Raw genomic sequence first — 14,800 nt, forward strand, 5'->3', positions numbered from 1 at the left:
AGACCCGCATGACCCTGACCCTCTCCTGCGACCACCGCGTCGTCGACGGCGCGCTCGGCGCAAAGCTCCTCGCCGCCGTCAAACGCGGACTCGAGCACCCCGTCGGTCTCCTGGTGTAGGCGACGCTCAACGCGCCGGAGCGGCCGCCGCGTTTTCCGGCAGCGCCACCGGCGGCGCGCTCGGTTGGACCGGGGCCACGAAGACCGATGGACTGCCAACATCGGCGATCACCGGACCGGCCGGCAACCGCCTTGCGCCGCTGCCCGCCGTCACCTCGCTGCGGAGCCGGAGAGGCGACGCGATGCACCACAGCTTGTCCGGCCCGATGCCACTGCCGATGCCGTTGATGCTGACCTTGCCGAAGTCGAGCATTTGGCCAAGAAGCCCCTGCTCCACCTCGATTGTCTCGATGCGTTCGACCGGCATCTCGCTGGTCGAGCGGCGCCAGCCCCCGGACTTGTAGATCACCCGGCGATCCGTGACGGCGATCTCGGTGAACCGGCGCCGGAACCAGTTCCGCGCCAGCAGGACCATGCCGAAAGCGAGGACCGCCAGCGCGACCCCGACCCAGACGGCATCCCAGGTCGTCGGAAAGTCGGCTTCCAGATAGACCGTCAGCGCCGCCGCGAGCCCCGCCACTGCGGCTACTGCGATGGCGACCCCGGGCAGATAGACAACCCAATGCCGGCCGGTGCGGAACCGCACCGTCTCGCCCGGCTGCAGAACAGTGTCGACATAGCCCATGCGCGCGTCCCCGACGTCGGCGTAGCCATACCGCGTTTCGCCGCAGGGTGGAATCGCCCGGCGCCACCCGGCGACCCCGGCCTTGCCGGCCCCGACCCGGTGCTGTTAATCCGGGGGCGCGTGCAAAAGAAGGCCGGGGAGGCTGTGATGACCGTCGAGAAGCCCGACATTCTGCTGGTCGGGAACACCAAGCCCGTGATCGTCGGCGGCCTCGAGCCGATCTCGACGCTGCACCGGCTGATCGAGGCACCGGACCCGGAGCGGTTCCTCGTCGAGATCGCGCCGCGCGTGCGCGGCATCGCGGTCGCCTACACGGCCAACAAGATCGACGGCGCTTTCCTGCAGCGCTTCCCCGAGCTGGAGATCGTGTCGAGCTTCGGGGTCGGCTACGACCACATCGACGCCGGCTGGGCCGGCCGGCACGGCATCGTCGTCACCAACACGCCCGAAGTGCTGGACGAGGAGGTCGCCGACACGGCGCTGGGCCTGCTTCTGTGCACGGCGCGTGAGCTGCCGCAGGCGGAGCGGCATCTGCGCGCCGGCAAATGGGTCGAGCGTCCCTACCCGCTCAGCAAGGCGACGCTGCGCGACCGCACGGTCGGCCTGGTCGGCATGGGCCGCATCGGCCGCGCCATCGCGCGCCGGCTCGACGCCTTCGGGGTGCCGGTCGTCTATCACACGCGCCGACCCGTGGCAGAGGTGCCGTACCGGCACTACCCGAACCTGCTCGACATGGCGCGCGACGTCGACGTGCTGCTGGCCATCGTGCCGGGCGGCGAGACGACCCGCAACATGATCGACGCCGACGTGCTGAAGGCGCTCGGACCGAACGGCATCCTGATCAACATGGCGCGCGGCTCGGTGGTCGACGAGGCCGCCCTGATCGAGGCGCTGAAGTCCCGCACCATCCTGTCGGCCGGGCTCGACGTGTTCGCCAAAGAGCCGCGGGTGCCGGACGAGCTGATCGCCATGGACCACGTCGTGCTGTTCCCGCATCTCGGCTCGGCCTCGGCCCAGACCCGCGCCGCCATGGACCAGCTCGTCGTCGACAATCTCGCGTCCTGGTTCGCCGGCAAGGGTCCGCTGACGCCGGTGCCGGAGACGCCGTGGCCGCCGGCCCAGTGAGGCGACGCGGCGCCGGCCTGCACGCCGGCGTCGTGGCGAGGCCGGCGACCCCGTGCTAGCCTGATCCGATGTGGACTCGATCGACCGCGCGCCTTGCGCTTCTCGCCGCCGTGCCCCTCGTGGCCGTGCTGCTCGCCACCCTGCCCGCCGCCGGCCCGGCCACGGCCCAGTCGCCGGCGCCGGCGCCTTCCGGCCCCAGCGAAACCGCCCGCAACGTGGCGGGAACCCAGTGGGAGTTCTCCAACGCCGACCGCGACCGGCGCTGTTCCGTCGCCTTCCGCACCGATGCGGCCGGGTCGCCCGGCATGAAGCTGGAGCTGGAGAAATCCTGCACGGGCCTCTTCCCGTTCCTGCGCGAGGCCGCCGCCTGGACGCTCGGCGAGAACGACTTCCTGCGCTTCGTCGATGCGCGCGGCAGGGTGATGCTGGAGTTCAGCGAGGTCGAGCAGGGCCTGTGGGAGGCGCCGAAGCCCGGCGAAGGCATCCTGTTCCTGCAGACGGTCGCCTCGCTGAAACGGCCGCCGCCGAGCCTCGACGATATGGCCGGCCAATGGTCTTTGACCCGCGGCGGCCGCACGCTGTGCGCCGTGACGCTCGCCGCCACGCCGGCAGGCGACGCCTTCGCGCTGAAGCTCGGCACGAATTGCGACGCCGTCGTCGCCCGCTTCGCGCCGACGACCTGGTCGATGGACCGCGACGAGCTGGTGCTCAACGGCGCGCGCAACCAGACTTGGCGCTTCGAGGAAACCGACCCGAAGACCTGGCAGCGCGTCCCCGAGACGCCCGACCCGATCCTGATGGTGAAGCAGTAGGGGGCGTACGCCCCATTCGAGTTTCCTTGCGACGGCCGCCTCAATCCCGGGCCAGCGCCGCGACCGGATCGAGCAGCGAGGCGTTGCGGGCCGGCAGGAAGCCGAACAGCACGCCGATCAGGGTCGAGCACAGCACCGCGGCGGCGATCGAGGTGCCCGAATAGACCAGGCTGAAGCTCGACCCGAAGGCCGCGAAGGCGGCCCCGAAGCCGAGCGCCGCGGCGATGCCGATCAGCCCGCCGATCAGGCAGACCAGCACGGCCTCGATCAGGAACTGCTGCAGGATGTCGCTGCGCCGTGCCCCGACCGCCATGCGCACGCCGATCTCGGCGACCCGCTCCGACACCGACACCAGCATGATGTTCATCACCCCGATGCCGCCGACGATCAGCGAGATGACGGCGATCGCCGCGACCAGCAGGGTGAGCACCGCGGCCGTCGACGTGATGGTGCGGCGGATGTCGTCGGTGTTGAGGATGAAGACATCCTTGGCGGCGTGGCGCTGGGTGAGCAACTGGATCACGGCCTGCTCGGCCAGCGACGTGTCGGTGTCGTCGTTCACCCGTACCGTGATGCTGCGCAGCGAATAGGTGCCGAGCAGGCGCGCCTGCACGGTCGTGTAGGGCAGATAGACGGACGGGTTGGCGCTGGAGCCGAAGCCACCCTGCTGCGCCTGGGTGACGCCGATCACCCGGAACGGCACCTTGCCGATCAACAGCGTCTGTCCGACGGCGCCACCCGCCACGGTCGCGAACAAGGCTTTGCGGGTGTTCTCGTCGATCACCACGTCCTGCGCCATGCGGCGCACGCCGTCGCCGTCGAAGATGCGGCCTTCGGCGAGCTTGGTCCCCTTGACGATGAAGTACTGCTCCCCGACGCCGTTGATCTGGGCGCTGACCTCGAGCGCGCCGTAGCGCAGCGTGCTGTTGGTCGACACCGTCGGGGTGACGCCGGCGACCCAAGGCTGCTCGGCCAGCGCGCGCGCGTCCGCCACCACCAGGGTCTTCACCTTGGCCGAGCGGACGTCGCCGAAATCCTTGCCGGGAAAGATCTCCAGCGTGTTGGTGCCGAGGCTGGAGATGTTGGACAGCACCTTGCGGCGCGAGCCTTCGCCGAGCGCGACGACGCACACCACCGAGGCGATGCCGATGACGATGCCCAGCATGGTCAGCACCGTACGCAGCCGGTGGGCGTTCATGGCGAGCAGCGCCATCCTGAGCGCCTCGCGGAAGCGGTCGGCGGCGACGCGCCAGGGCGACGCCACGGGCGCCGCCGCCGTCGCGGCCGGGCGCGGCCGCGCGGCGTGCCGGTCGCGCACGCGGCGGTCGGCGACGATGACGCCGTCGCTCAGCTCGACGATACGCTCGGCGCGGCCGGCCACCGCCATGTCGTGCGTGACGATGACGACCGTAGTGCCCTCGGCGTTGAGCTCGTCGAGGATCTTCAGCACCTCCTCGCCGCTGGCACGGTCGAGCGCACCGGTCGGCTCGTCGGCGAAGACGACGTCGGCGCCGTTGACCAGGGCGCGCGCGATCGAGACGCGCTGCTGCTGGCCGCCGGAGAGCTGGCCCGGCCGATGGCCGAGGCGATCGGCCATGCCGAGCCGGCCCAGCAGGGCGCCGGCGCGCGCCTTGCGGTCGGCGAGGGACAGGCCCGCATAAGTCGCCGGCATCTCGACATTGCCGAGCGCCGTCAGCTCGGAGAGCAGGTGATAGCGCTGGAAGACGAAGCCGAACCGCTCGCGCCGCAGCGCCGCCAGCTCGTCCATGCCGAGCGCCGCGGTCTCGCTTCCGGCGATGCGGTAGCTGCCCGCGGTCGGCCGATCGAGGCAGCCCAAGATGTTCATCAGGGTCGACTTGCCGGAGCCGGACGGCCCGACGATCGCCACCATCTCGCCCGCCGGGATGACGAGGTCGACCCCGGCCAGCGCCGCGATGGTGCCGTCGCCGGCCGGATACTCCCGGCGCACGCCCGAGAGCACGATGAGGGGCGCAGGGGTCAGCGGCTCCGCCACGATCAGAACCCCATCGGCGGCGGCGGGCCCATCGTGCGGGTCTGGCCCTCGCTGCTGCGCCGGCCGGTGACGACGCGCTCGCCCTCGCGCAGGCCGGTGCGGATCTCGGCCATCACCTTGTTGTTGAGGCCGACCGTGACGGGCCGCGACGTGATCTCTCCGCCCGGTCCGACCACCTGCACGGTTTGGGCGCCGTCGCCGTTGCCGGGCCCGAGCGCCGCGGCCGGAACCGTGAGAACCTTGGTCGCCGTGCCGAGCACGATGCGAACCTGCGCCGTCATGTAGGTGCGCAGCCGGCCCTCCGGGTTAGGCACGTTGAAGATGCCGTTGTAATAGATCGCCGACGTGGAGGTGGAGGATGATGTGGAACTCGACGAGCTCGACGTCGTCGAGGTGCTGAAGCTCGAATCGCTGCGGATCGATTCGGGCGCCGGCTCGATCGACTCCAGCGTCGCGTGGAAGCGCTGCTCGGGATCGCCCAGGATGGTGAAATAGACTTGCTGGCCGGACCTCACCTTGACGACGTCGGCCTCGGAGATTTCGGCCCGCACCGTCATCACATCGAGCCGGCCCAGCACCACGATGGTCGGCGCCGACTGCACGGCGTTGACGGTCTGGCCCTCCTGCGTGACGATCGCCAGCACGGTCCCGTCGATCGGCGCCGTGATGCGCGTGTATCCGAGATTGATGCGGGCGGTCTCCACCGCCACCTCGGCCTCGACGATCTGGGCGTCGAGCTGGGCGATCTGGGCGCGCGTCGTCTTCACGGTCGTCTCGGCCGAATCGTAGTCGGCGCGCGACGACGCCTTCTGGGCGAAGGTGACCTGGTGGCGGCCGAGCGACGCCTCGGCATTGGCGAGCGTCGCCTCCTTCTCGGTGCGCTGGGCGCGGGTGTTCTGAAGCGACGCGATCGCGGTGCGCAAGGCGTTCTGCTGGGTGAGCGAATCGATCTCGGCGATCAGGTCGCCGGCCGCGACGGCCTGGCCGAGCGTCACCTTCAGGGCGGTGACGCGGCCCGACACCTGCGCCCCGACCGCGACCAGCTTGACCGGCTTGAGCGTGCCGCTCGCCAGCACGGTCTCCTCGATGTCGCCGACCGTCACGGCCGCCGTCATCACGTCGGCGGCGGGCGCCGGCGCCAGCACCGCCCTGACCACGAAGCCGGCGAGCGCAACGAGTCCGACGATCGCGGCGACCAGCGTAATGCGGAGTCGCGGGGTCATGCGGCGTGACACTGCACCGGCCGTCGAAGGTCACCGCTCGACAAGTTCAACACCAGGCGCACCCAAAACCGCATCGAGAATGCGCTTTGTATTCGGATGCCGCGGTTCACGTCAACGCACGTATATTTCTTTACGTCTGCAATAGAGCAGACACAAATGAAATACATCGAAACAAACAAGGCGGGCTGTCGCTTCCGCCGCCGGCGACGACACGGCGTGCGCGCCGTGGGCCGTTCAGACCGGCATATCTTTTTCTTATCGTCCTGGATCGACAAAGAATGTCCGGCCGCTGAAAAGGTCGGTGTAGAGTCACGTCGAGACGAACGTGCTGGGCCGAGAGCAGGTACGCTGCTCCGATCGGCAGATGCGGAGGCGCGCCGAGAGCGGTCGTCGGTCGATCCGCGCCCTGGGGCGCACGCCGGGATGCGTGACGTTCCTGCATTTGATCAGGGAGTCAGCCGTGGAACTGCACCGCCGTCAGATCCTGAGTCTCGCCGCAGGTGCCGTCTCGCTCTCCGCCTTGCCGCGCAGCGCAGGGGCACAAGTCTATCCGTCGCGGCCGGTGACGCTGTACGTCTCCTATCCGGCCGGCACGGCGACGGACATCACGCTGCGCACACTGACGTCCGCGGCGGAGAAGCACCTCGGACAGCCGTTCGTGATCGAGAACCGGCCGGGCGCCGCCGGCGTCCTGGCGTCACAACAGGTGGCGACGTCGGCGCAGCCGGATGGTTACAGCATCGTTCAGGTTCCGCTGACCGTGTTCCGGACGCCGTTCCTGCGCAAGACGGCCTACGATCCCGCCAAGGACTTCACCTACATCATCGGCGTCACCGGCTATGTCTACGGCATCGTCGTGCGCGCCGACTCGCCGTTCAAGACGTTCCAGGATCTGATCGCATATGCGAAGGCCAATCCCGGCAAGATCAGCTACGGGACGAACGGCCCGACCTCGACGCAGCACGTATCGATGCTGCAGATCGGCAAGCATTTCGGCGTCGACTGGCTCCACGTGCCCTACAAGGGCGGCAATGAAAGCATCAACGCCCTGCTCGGCGGCCACATCGACGCCGTCGCCGACGTGACCGTCTGGGCGCCGCAGGTGGATGCCGGCCAGCTCCGCCTTCTGGTCACCTTCGGGGCCAACAGGACCAAACGCTGGCCGGACGTGCCGATCTTGAAGGAGGTCGGATTCGACCTGGTCGCCACGTCGCCCTACGGCCTCGCCGGCCCCAAAGGCATGAACCCCGCCGTCGTCAAGACACTTCACGACGCGCTGCGGAAGGGCATGGACGATCCTGCGTTCCGAGCCACCATGGAGAAGCTCGACCAGGAGATTTGGTATCTCGGCAGCGAGGACTATCGCACCTACGCGATCCGCGAGATCGCGGCGCAGAAGCAGGTCGTCGAGGAGTTCGGGCTCAAGCAGGATTGATCCGTCCGCCACGCGATTCGACAATGTCGCGAGCGGCCTCGACCATCGCCTGAGCGACGCCACTACTCTCTGTCGCCGAGTATGGCCTTTACCTCGAGGTACTCTTCGAATCCGAAGACCCCGAACTCACGTCCATTGCCTGACTGCTTGTAGCCCCCGAAGGGAAGGCCGCGGTCGAACGCAGCGCCGTTGAGGTAGACGCGTCCTGCCCGGATGCGGTTGGCGACGGCGCGAGCGCGGGCGAGATCCTTGGACTGCACGAAGCCCGCCAATCCGAACGGCGTATCGTTGGCGATGTCGATCGCCTCGTCCTCGGTATCGTAGCTCATGATCGACAGCACCGGGCCGAAGACCTCCTCGCGTGCGATCCTCATGTGCGGCGTCACATCACCGAAGACGGTCGGGCGAACATAGAATCCACGGTCGAGACCCGGAGGCCGCCCCGTTCCGCCGGCCACCAGAGTCGCCCCCTCGTCGACGCCCGACCGGATGAGGTCCTGAACCTTCTCGACCTGCGCTCGGCTCACCAGCGGCCCCATGGTGGCCGCCGGATCGAGCGGGTCACCCAGCCGAATGGTGTCGACGGCCTCGCGCGCAGCCGCGAAGGCCGCGTCCCGCTGCGCGCGGGGGATCAGCATGCGCGTGGGAGACTGGCAGTTCTGGCCGGCGTTCGTGTAACAGGCGTGGACGCCGGCGATCACGGCGGCTTTCAGGTCGGCATCGGCGAGGATGATGTTGGCGGACTTGCCGCCCAGCTCCTGCGCGACGCGCTTGACCGTGTCCGCCGCGAGCTTGGCCACGCGCACGCCGGCCGTCGTCGATCCGGTCAACGACACCATGTCGATCTCCGGGTGGGCCGCGATCGCCTCGCCCACCGTGGGTCCGTCGCCGTTGACGAGATTGAAGACACCGGCCGGGATCCCGGCGTCGTGGACGATCTCTGCAAACAGCATCGCGCTGAGCGGCGCGATCTCGCTGGGCTTGAGAACGACGGTGCAACCGGTCGCGAGCGCTGGCGCGACCTTGGAGGCGACCTGGTTCAGCGGCCAGTTCCACGGCGTGATCAGTCCGCAGACACCGATCGGCTCGCGGCGGACGATGCCGTTGCCCATCCGCTCCTCGAAACGGTATCCTGCAAGGACCCGCGCGGCTTCCTCGAAATGAAAGAGCGCAACGGTCGCCTGGCGCTCGGTGGCGAACGTGATCGGCGCGCCCATTTCGAGGGTCATCATCCGCGCCAGTTCCGGCAGACGCGCTCGAAAGCCCTCGATGATCTTCCGAAGCCAGAAGAGACGCTCTTCGACGCTCACGTCGGAACAGGCGGCGAAGGCGCGGCGCGCCGCCTTGGCGGCCCGATCCACATCCTGCCCCGAGCCCAGGCTGATCTGCGCGAAGGTCTCCTCCGTCGCAGGGTTGACGACTCCCGAAGTCGACGGCGCGGCTGGATCCACCCAAGCGCCATCGATGTAGAATTTCGACGTGTCCATCGTTCCCTGCCCATGACGTCCGCACGACGGCGGGTCTTTTGTGTCCGCAGCCTGAAGGACCAGGCCGTCCATTAGTCGCTGCGACTTTCGTCGCGCCCGCGTTCCGTCGGACCTAAAGGTGTCGGCCCTCGTCCACCGGCACGACGATACCGGTCGAGCTGGTCAGATTGACGATGCAGGCAACCACAGCTCTTGCGACGTCGTCAGGCATGGTGATGTGGGCGAGCGGCATTCTTTCGGCGGTTTTCTGTAGCTGCTCGCGGGTCCGGCCGGCGACAAAGTCCGTATCGACTCCGGCCGGCGAGACGGAGAACACGCGGATGTGCGGCGCAAGAACCTTCGCGAGCGCGATCGTGAGCGCATCGACGCCGGCCTTTGCGGCCAGATAAGCCAGGCTGCTGCCCAGGCCCGTACGGGCCGCTATCGACGAAATGTTCACGATTGCTGCCCCGTTGCCGCGTTCCAGCAATGGACGGAAAGCTCGAACCATGGCGAAGGGCCCCCGCAGATTGATCGTGACGGTTCGGTCGAAGATGTCGTCCGTCAGCCCGTCGAGATCCTTGGCGGGCACCGGAGTCGTCGCGCCGCCGCAATTGACCAGCGCATCGAGCCGCCCGTATCGGTCCTGCACGGCCGCCACGGTCGCGGAGATCGACACCGGATCGTCGATCGCAATGCGCATGGTCAGATGCCCGGTGCCCTGCAGCCCGTCGACCACCTCTTCGGCCAGTGCGCGGCGGCTGTTGTAGCCGACCACGACAGCGGACCCCATGGCGGCGAGGCGCGCCGCAGTCGCTTTGCCGATACCGCTGCTGCCGCCCGTGACGAGCGCAATTTTCGGAACCGACAGTGCAGGAACTTCGATGCTCGTCATCTACGGCGACCTCGCTTTTGCTACATCGTGATCTTTGCCGCCTCGATCACCGGCTTCCACTTGGCGAGCTCGCCGGCGATGAAGGTCTTGAGGTCTTCCGGAGAACCTCCGACACCCTGCAGGGCGTTCTGCTCGAGGATGGCCTTGCCCTTGTCGCTCTTGAGGAACGCGTTCGCCAGGCTGTTCAGCTTGCTGACGATATCACGCGGCGTACCGGTCGGGGCGACGATCGCGAACCACGCGGTTGCCTCGAAGCCCGAAAAACCCGCTTCCTGCACCGTCGGCACATCGGGCAGTTGCGTGGCGCGCTGGCGCGACGTCACTGCGAGCACGCTGATCTTGCGGTCGGCCACCAGCGGCAGATAGGTCGGCATGAAATCCATGGCGACGTCGATCTGACCCGCCAGCACATCGGTCATCAGCGGCGCCGAGCCGCGGAACGGCACGCTCGTCATCTCCACGCCGGCGAATTTCTGGATCAGCAACGACGTAATGTGTCCGAGCGTGCCGTTGCCCGGATGGCCGACATTGACCTTGCCTGGGTTCTGCCTGGCGTAGGCGATCAGCTCTCCGAGCGTCTTCGCTGGAAAGTCGAGCTTCGCCGTGACGATCAGGGGCGACTTGGCGACGAGCACGACGGGCGCAAAGTCCCGCTCGGAGTCATAGGCGAGGCCCTTGTACATGAGCCTGTTGAGCGCGATCGGCGCCGGCGTCCCGAACAGCAGCGTATAGCCGTCGGCAGGCGCCCTGGCGACCGCAGCCCCACCGAGATTGCCCCCCGCTCCCGCGCGGTTGTCGACGATGAACTGCTTGCCGAGGCTTTCGCTCAGCACATTGGCGACGGCACGCGCAAGGGTGTCGACGGCGGAGCCTGCCGGGAACGGCACGACCATGGTGACCGGGCGGTCCGGCCACACGTCCGCGGCGGCGCCGTGACAAGGTGCCAGAGCAAGCGCAAGCCCGAAGAGGCCGAAAGACAGCAGCCGCATGTTTCCTCCGAATTTGCGATGCAGGCATTGTCGCCCGCGTTTTTACGACGTCGTCTTCAGATCATTGGCTCTTCAGGCCGTTGGGTCTTCCGTCACGCCGGCAGCGACAGCATGTCGCGAGCCTGCCGCGCGGTCGCGATCTGCCCACCGAGCGATTCGATGATGCGGCGAGCCTTCGCGACCATGGCGGCGTTGGACGGTGCGAGGACGCCCTTCGCCAGATAGACGGCATCCTCCAGCCCGACACGGACATGGCCGCCGGCCAGATAGGACTGCGCCACCATGGGAAAGGCCATATGGCCGGTGCCGAACGCCGTCCACACGGCGCCGGTCGGCAGCAGCCCGCGCGCGTAAAGCACCGTCTCCGGCGACGGCCGGAAGCCGTATTTCACGCCCATGACGATCGAGCACAAGATCGGGCCTTCGAGCGTGCCGTCACTGACGAGATCGCGACACAGGGAGATGTCGCCGGAGTCGAACAGTTCGATCTCGGGCTTTACGCGCGCCTCGCGGATCACCGCGGCCATGCGGCGGATGTTCGGCGGCGTGTTGATGACGACCTCTTTGCCGGAGTTCATGGTGTTGAGGTCGAGGGTGCAGATGTCCGGCTTGAGAAGCGCAATGTGCCCAACCCTGTTTTCGGGCCGCGTCAGCGTCGTGCCGGGCCCGGCGACCTTCGGATCGTCCGGATCCGGGGCGAAACGGCCGCCCGGCCCGGTGGTGAGATTGATGATGACCTGATTGTCTTTGGCGCGGATGCGCTCGATCACGTCGCGATAGTGATCGATATCCATGGACGGTCGGCCGGTCTTCGGATCGCGCACGTGGATATGCACGGCGGCGGCTCCGGCCTCGGCTGCTCCGAGGCACGCTTCGGCTATCTCTTCGGGCGTGATCGGCAGATGCGGCGTCATCTCCGGCGTGGTCTGGTTGCCGGTCACGGCGCATGTGATGACGACACGCGATTGCATCGGCGGCCTCGACCCCAGGAGTTTTTCGCTACCGTCGTCGACGGCATCCTTGTCGGGATTTTTACGATGGAAGCAGCGGCGGCTGTCGGGGAAATGTCCCGCCATTCCACTGTACGGAACGCCAGGTCAGTGAGCGCCGTCGTTCGGCGCGCCGCCCTGCTCGAGCAGAACGACACTGGTCTGGATGTTCTTCGCCATCTCCTTCAGCAGAGGCACGTATCGCGCGATGGCCTCTGCCTTCGGAATCGCCGACGTGAAATAGGTCACGCCGACAGTCGCGAGCACTTTCCGCCCGAGCATCACCGGAACCGCGATCGTCGAAGACGACTTCGGCTCCACCGTGGCCGAGCGGTCGGCAAAGCCCGCACGCCGGACCATGGCCAGCAGCGTCAGCGCCGCATCGCGGTCGCGTGCCGCCTCGTCTTCGGGATCGTCGGACATCGCGAGCATGCGGAGCAGCAGGTTGCGCTCGTTGGGCGGACAAAAGGCGATATAGGCCCGCCCCAACGCGCGCGACATCAGTTTCAGCCGGTTGTTGATGGTCACGTGGAACGGCGACACCGGGCTGTCGGGAATGGTGCTGAAGCGTACCGCAACCGCGTCGCGGTCAAGCACGGCAACAGCGACCGGCCACTGAAACTTGCGCGTGAAGGCGATCGCCCATGGACGAGCCGCTTCGACCACCAGCGGATCACCGTGGAATCCCGCGCTCAGCGAACGGACGAGTGACGTGACTTGATAGCCGCCCTGACGGCGATCGTTGACCACATAGCCGAGCGCGGCGAACGTATCCAGCATGCGCACGATCGTGGGCTTGGGCAATCCGGTCGCGTGGTGCAGATGCCGCACCGAGCTCACACGCTGCCGATTGAGCTCGCGAAGGAGATCCAAGGCCCGACGGACGGATTCGACGGTATTCTCGGTCATGGATCATGCCAGCCCCTGTCGTCATTCCGCCTGACGGAACGACGACATGCGATACTGGAGCGCGAGCTCGCCATTTGCAATCTGCAACAAGGACGCGACCGCGGTCTCGGCAGGAGGCCGAACCGTGACGGTATTTTTCTGAGGCCACAACCGGGCCACGACACGACGCAGGGATGAAAGCATGTCGATCAGTGAGGCATCGGCCGTGACCAAATCCGTCCCCGATACCCGTGCTGCCGAGGTGAATGGGTTGCTGGTCGGCGCTGTCGATCTCCATTGCCACAGCGGACCGGCCGCGATGCCGCGCATCCTCGACCACCACGACGCAATGATGGATTGCGCCGCGGCGGGCTTCAGAGCGCTGCTTTACAAGGATCACTATTATCTCGGCGTGTCACACGCGGCGATGCTCGAGAAGCTGTTCCCCGACACCGGCGTACGCCTGTTCTCGGGGCTGGCGCTCAACAACGCGAGCGGAGGCATAAATCCGCATGCTGTCGACCACGCCGCAATGATCGGTGCCAAGATCATCTGGATGCCGACCGTCTCGGCGGAGAACCACATCGCTCAGTTGAGCGGACAGGGAAAGACCTTCCCGAAGACAGCCAGGAAGATGCTCGACCCCATCCCGCTCAGCGCCCTCGATGCTGGCGGCGAGGTCTCCGATGCGGCCAAGGCCTGCCTGGACATCATCGCGCAAGCCGACATCATCCTGGCCGGCGGCCACCTTCCCGCCCGCGAGCTGCATCTGCTGTTTGAGGAAGCAAGGCGGCGCGGCGTGACGAAAATGCTCGTCAACCATCCCACTTACATCGTCGGCTGCACCGACGAGGATATTCGGTCGCTCGTCGCGGCCGGGGCCTATATCGAGCACTCGATTTGCATGTTTGCAGATGGAAAGTCGAAGAAGTTCGACGCCGAGGAGCTTGCACGTCTGATCGAAGTCGGCGGCGTCGATCACACCATCCTGTCATCGGACCTGGGCTTGCGCGACAATCCTCGGCCCGTGGACGGGTTTCGCCAGATCGTCGGAATGCTGCTGGACTTGCAATTCTCGGCGGCCGACATTCGGCAGCTCGTCAGCATCAACGCGGCTGGTCTTCTGGATCTGGAGGCGAAGCGACCCGCATCCTCTGCATAGCAACACAGTTTCTCCAGCCGGAACTGTGAGCTGACCTGCCTGCACTGCAATGAGCCGCTGTCGCTGTCCGGAACCAGATGAGATCGGGAGGCCTTTCATGTACGACGTCAGTGATCCCCGCGCGGCTTTGGCCGCGGCGCCGGCCGTAAAGCAGGCGGCCGGTGGCCCTTTCGGCGGCGCCGAATATCTTCGCTTTTACGCCGAGTCGCCGCAGGAAAGCGGGCCCGCCGGGAAGACCTGGTATGGGCGCGGACAGAACTTCATCATTGCCTTCACCGAGCCGGCCAAGGACGCTGTCTTCACCCGCGACGCGCAGGCGGACGAATATGTGGTGCTCATCCCGGACAAGCAGACCGAAGTCGAGATCACCACAAAGGACGGCACCGAGCGCGTGAACGGCCGCTCGCTTGCTTTCGTGCCGCCGGGACAGTCGAGCCTGCGCGTGATCACGCCGGGCCGCATCGTGCGCATGTTCACCACGCGCGCCACCGACCTCGCGGCCAAGTGCAGCAATGCCGCCGCCTATGCCACGGCCAAGCCTCATGTCGCGCCGGACGTGCCCTGGCCCGAACCCAAAGGCGGCTACCGGCTGCGCGTCTACAGCCTCGATGTGCCCTCGGAGAAAGGCCGCTTCGGCCGCATCTGGCGATGCACCACCTTCATGGTCAATTTCCTCGACTCCTACCAGGGGCCGCGTGACGCAACCAGGCTCTCGCCACATCATCACGACGACTTCGAGCAGTGCTCGCTCGCGCTCGAGGGCGAGTTCGTCCACCATCTGCGCTGGCCATGGACGGTGAACAAGAATTTCTGGCGCGCCGACGATCACGAATTGTGCGCCAGCCCCTCCATCGCCGTCATCCCGCCGCCGTCGATCCACACGACGGAAGCGGTCGGCCGCGACCTCAACCAGCTCGTCGACATCTTCTGCCCGCCGCGTATCGATTTCTCGCAGAAGCCCGGCTGGGTGCTGAACGCCGACGATTATCCGATGCCGTAACCCGCACACACATCGAAACGAGCCGGTCTGAGCGCATCCGAGGCGGTCACCCCCTCGA

The 14,800-nt window shown here is 67.1% G+C and carries 14 protein-coding genes; 6 read left to right on the forward strand and 8 right to left on the reverse strand.

Going from position 1 to position 14,800, the window contains the following annotated elements:
- Positions 1-119: 2-oxo acid dehydrogenase subunit E2 (locus tag HXX10_RS01940; protein WP_296520054.1), on the forward strand; the 119-nt coding region annotated here is incomplete at its 5' end.
- Between the two features lie 7 nt (positions 120-126).
- Here HXX10_RS01940 and HXX10_RS01945 read toward each other — a convergent pair.
- The gene (locus HXX10_RS01945) at positions 127-744 is read right to left on the reverse strand and encodes a PH domain-containing protein (protein ID WP_296519711.1); all 618 of its coding nucleotides are present in this window, start codon (positions 742-744) and stop codon (positions 127-129) included.
- A gap of 147 nt (positions 745-891) precedes the next feature.
- On the opposite strand from HXX10_RS01945, the gene HXX10_RS01950 reads away from it, so the two are divergent.
- Together HXX10_RS01950 and HXX10_RS01955 are read left to right on the forward strand one after the other, a co-directional pair.
- Entirely contained in the window at positions 892-1,869 is a 978-nt protein-coding gene (locus HXX10_RS01950) for a 2-hydroxyacid dehydrogenase (RefSeq protein WP_296519712.1), read from the forward strand.
- Between the two features lie 68 nt (positions 1,870-1,937).
- Positions 1,938-2,681, forward strand: a complete 744-nt coding sequence (locus tag HXX10_RS01955; RefSeq protein WP_296519713.1) for an AprI/Inh family metalloprotease inhibitor — start codon at positions 1,938-1,940, stop codon at positions 2,679-2,681.
- A 40-nt stretch (positions 2,682-2,721) separates the two neighbouring features.
- Here the strand turns inward: HXX10_RS01955 and HXX10_RS01960 are convergent, their stop codons facing one another.
- Entirely contained in the window at positions 2,722-4,695 is a 1,974-nt protein-coding gene (locus tag HXX10_RS01960; protein ID WP_296519715.1) for a MacB family efflux pump subunit, read from the reverse strand.
- Positions 4,696-4,697: 2 nt separating this feature from the next.
- Complete coding sequence (locus HXX10_RS01965; protein ID WP_296519717.1) at positions 4,698-5,918, reverse strand: efflux RND transporter periplasmic adaptor subunit; 1,221 nt, start codon at positions 5,916-5,918, stop codon at positions 4,698-4,700.
- Positions 5,919-6,378: 460 nt separating this feature from the next.
- On the opposite strand from HXX10_RS01965, the gene HXX10_RS01970 reads away from it, so the two are divergent.
- Entirely contained in the window at positions 6,379-7,353 is a 975-nt protein-coding gene (locus HXX10_RS01970) for a tripartite tricarboxylate transporter substrate binding protein (RefSeq protein ID WP_296519718.1), read from the forward strand.
- A 62-nt stretch (positions 7,354-7,415) separates the two neighbouring features.
- Here the strand turns inward: HXX10_RS01970 and HXX10_RS01975 are convergent, their stop codons facing one another.
- The 5 genes from HXX10_RS01975 to HXX10_RS01995 form a co-directional block, all read right to left on the reverse strand.
- Complete coding sequence (locus tag HXX10_RS01975) at positions 7,416-8,840, reverse strand: aldehyde dehydrogenase family protein (protein WP_296519719.1); 1,425 nt, start codon at positions 8,838-8,840, stop codon at positions 7,416-7,418.
- Between the two features lie 112 nt (positions 8,841-8,952).
- Positions 8,953-9,714, reverse strand: a complete 762-nt coding sequence (locus HXX10_RS01980; protein ID WP_296519720.1) for an SDR family NAD(P)-dependent oxidoreductase — start codon at positions 9,712-9,714, stop codon at positions 8,953-8,955.
- Positions 9,715-9,734: 20 nt separating this feature from the next.
- Positions 9,735-10,703 carry a tripartite tricarboxylate transporter substrate binding protein gene (locus HXX10_RS01985; RefSeq protein WP_296519721.1) on the reverse strand — a complete coding sequence of 323 codons (969 nt, stop codon included), beginning with the start codon at positions 10,701-10,703 and terminating at the stop codon, positions 9,735-9,737.
- 92 nt (positions 10,704-10,795) lie between these two features.
- Positions 10,796-11,674, reverse strand: a complete 879-nt coding sequence (locus tag HXX10_RS01990) for a 3-keto-5-aminohexanoate cleavage protein (protein WP_296519722.1) — start codon at positions 11,672-11,674, stop codon at positions 10,796-10,798.
- Positions 11,675-11,800: 126 nt separating this feature from the next.
- A complete protein-coding gene (locus tag HXX10_RS01995; protein ID WP_296519723.1) occupies positions 11,801-12,601 on the reverse strand; it encodes a DNA-binding transcriptional regulator in 801 nt (266 codons plus the stop codon).
- Positions 12,602-12,782: 181 nt separating this feature from the next.
- Here HXX10_RS01995 and HXX10_RS02000 point away from each other — a divergent pair, with 181 nt between their 5' ends.
- Positions 12,783-13,742, forward strand: a complete 960-nt coding sequence (locus HXX10_RS02000; protein ID WP_296519724.1) for a DUF6282 family protein — start codon at positions 12,783-12,785, stop codon at positions 13,740-13,742.
- A 127-nt stretch (positions 13,743-13,869) separates the two neighbouring features.
- Positions 13,870-14,742, forward strand: coding sequence for a hypothetical protein (locus tag HXX10_RS02005; RefSeq protein WP_296519725.1), 873 nt, complete (start codon positions 13,870-13,872; stop codon positions 14,740-14,742).
- Positions 14,743-14,800: the final 58 nt, after the last annotated feature.

This window comes from Rhodoplanes sp., assembly GCF_013377085.1.
Classification (GTDB): Bacteria; Pseudomonadota; Alphaproteobacteria; order Rhizobiales; family Xanthobacteraceae; genus Rhodoplanes.

Bases quoted from the DNA above. Each gene is read 5' to 3' on its own strand.
- HXX10_RS02000 (WP_296519724.1), top strand. From the start codon at position 12,783: ATGTCGATCAGTGAGGCATCGGCCGTGACCAAATCCGTCCCCGATACC.
- HXX10_RS01945 (WP_296519711.1), bottom strand. From the start codon at position 744: ATGGGCTATGTCGACACTGTTCTGCAGCCGGGCGAGACGGTGCGGTTC.
- HXX10_RS01995 (WP_296519723.1), bottom strand. From the start codon at position 12,601: ATGACCGAGAATACCGTCGAATCCGTCCGTCGGGCCTTGGATCTCCTT.
- HXX10_RS01975 (WP_296519719.1), bottom strand. From the start codon at position 8,840: ATGGACACGTCGAAATTCTACATCGATGGCGCTTGGGTGGATCCAGCC.
- HXX10_RS01980 (WP_296519720.1), bottom strand. From the start codon at position 9,714: ATGACGAGCATCGAAGTTCCTGCACTGTCGGTTCCGAAAATTGCGCTC.
- HXX10_RS01965 (WP_296519717.1), bottom strand. From the start codon at position 5,918: ATGACCCCGCGACTCCGCATTACGCTGGTCGCCGCGATCGTCGGACTC.
- HXX10_RS01985 (WP_296519721.1), bottom strand. From the start codon at position 10,703: ATGCGGCTGCTGTCTTTCGGCCTCTTCGGGCTTGCGCTTGCTCTGGCA.
- HXX10_RS01955 (WP_296519713.1), top strand. From the start codon at position 1,938: ATGTGGACTCGATCGACCGCGCGCCTTGCGCTTCTCGCCGCCGTGCCC.
- HXX10_RS01990 (WP_296519722.1), bottom strand. From the start codon at position 11,674: ATGCAATCGCGTGTCGTCATCACATGCGCCGTGACCGGCAACCAGACC.
- HXX10_RS01950 (WP_296519712.1), top strand. From the start codon at position 892: ATGACCGTCGAGAAGCCCGACATTCTGCTGGTCGGGAACACCAAGCCC.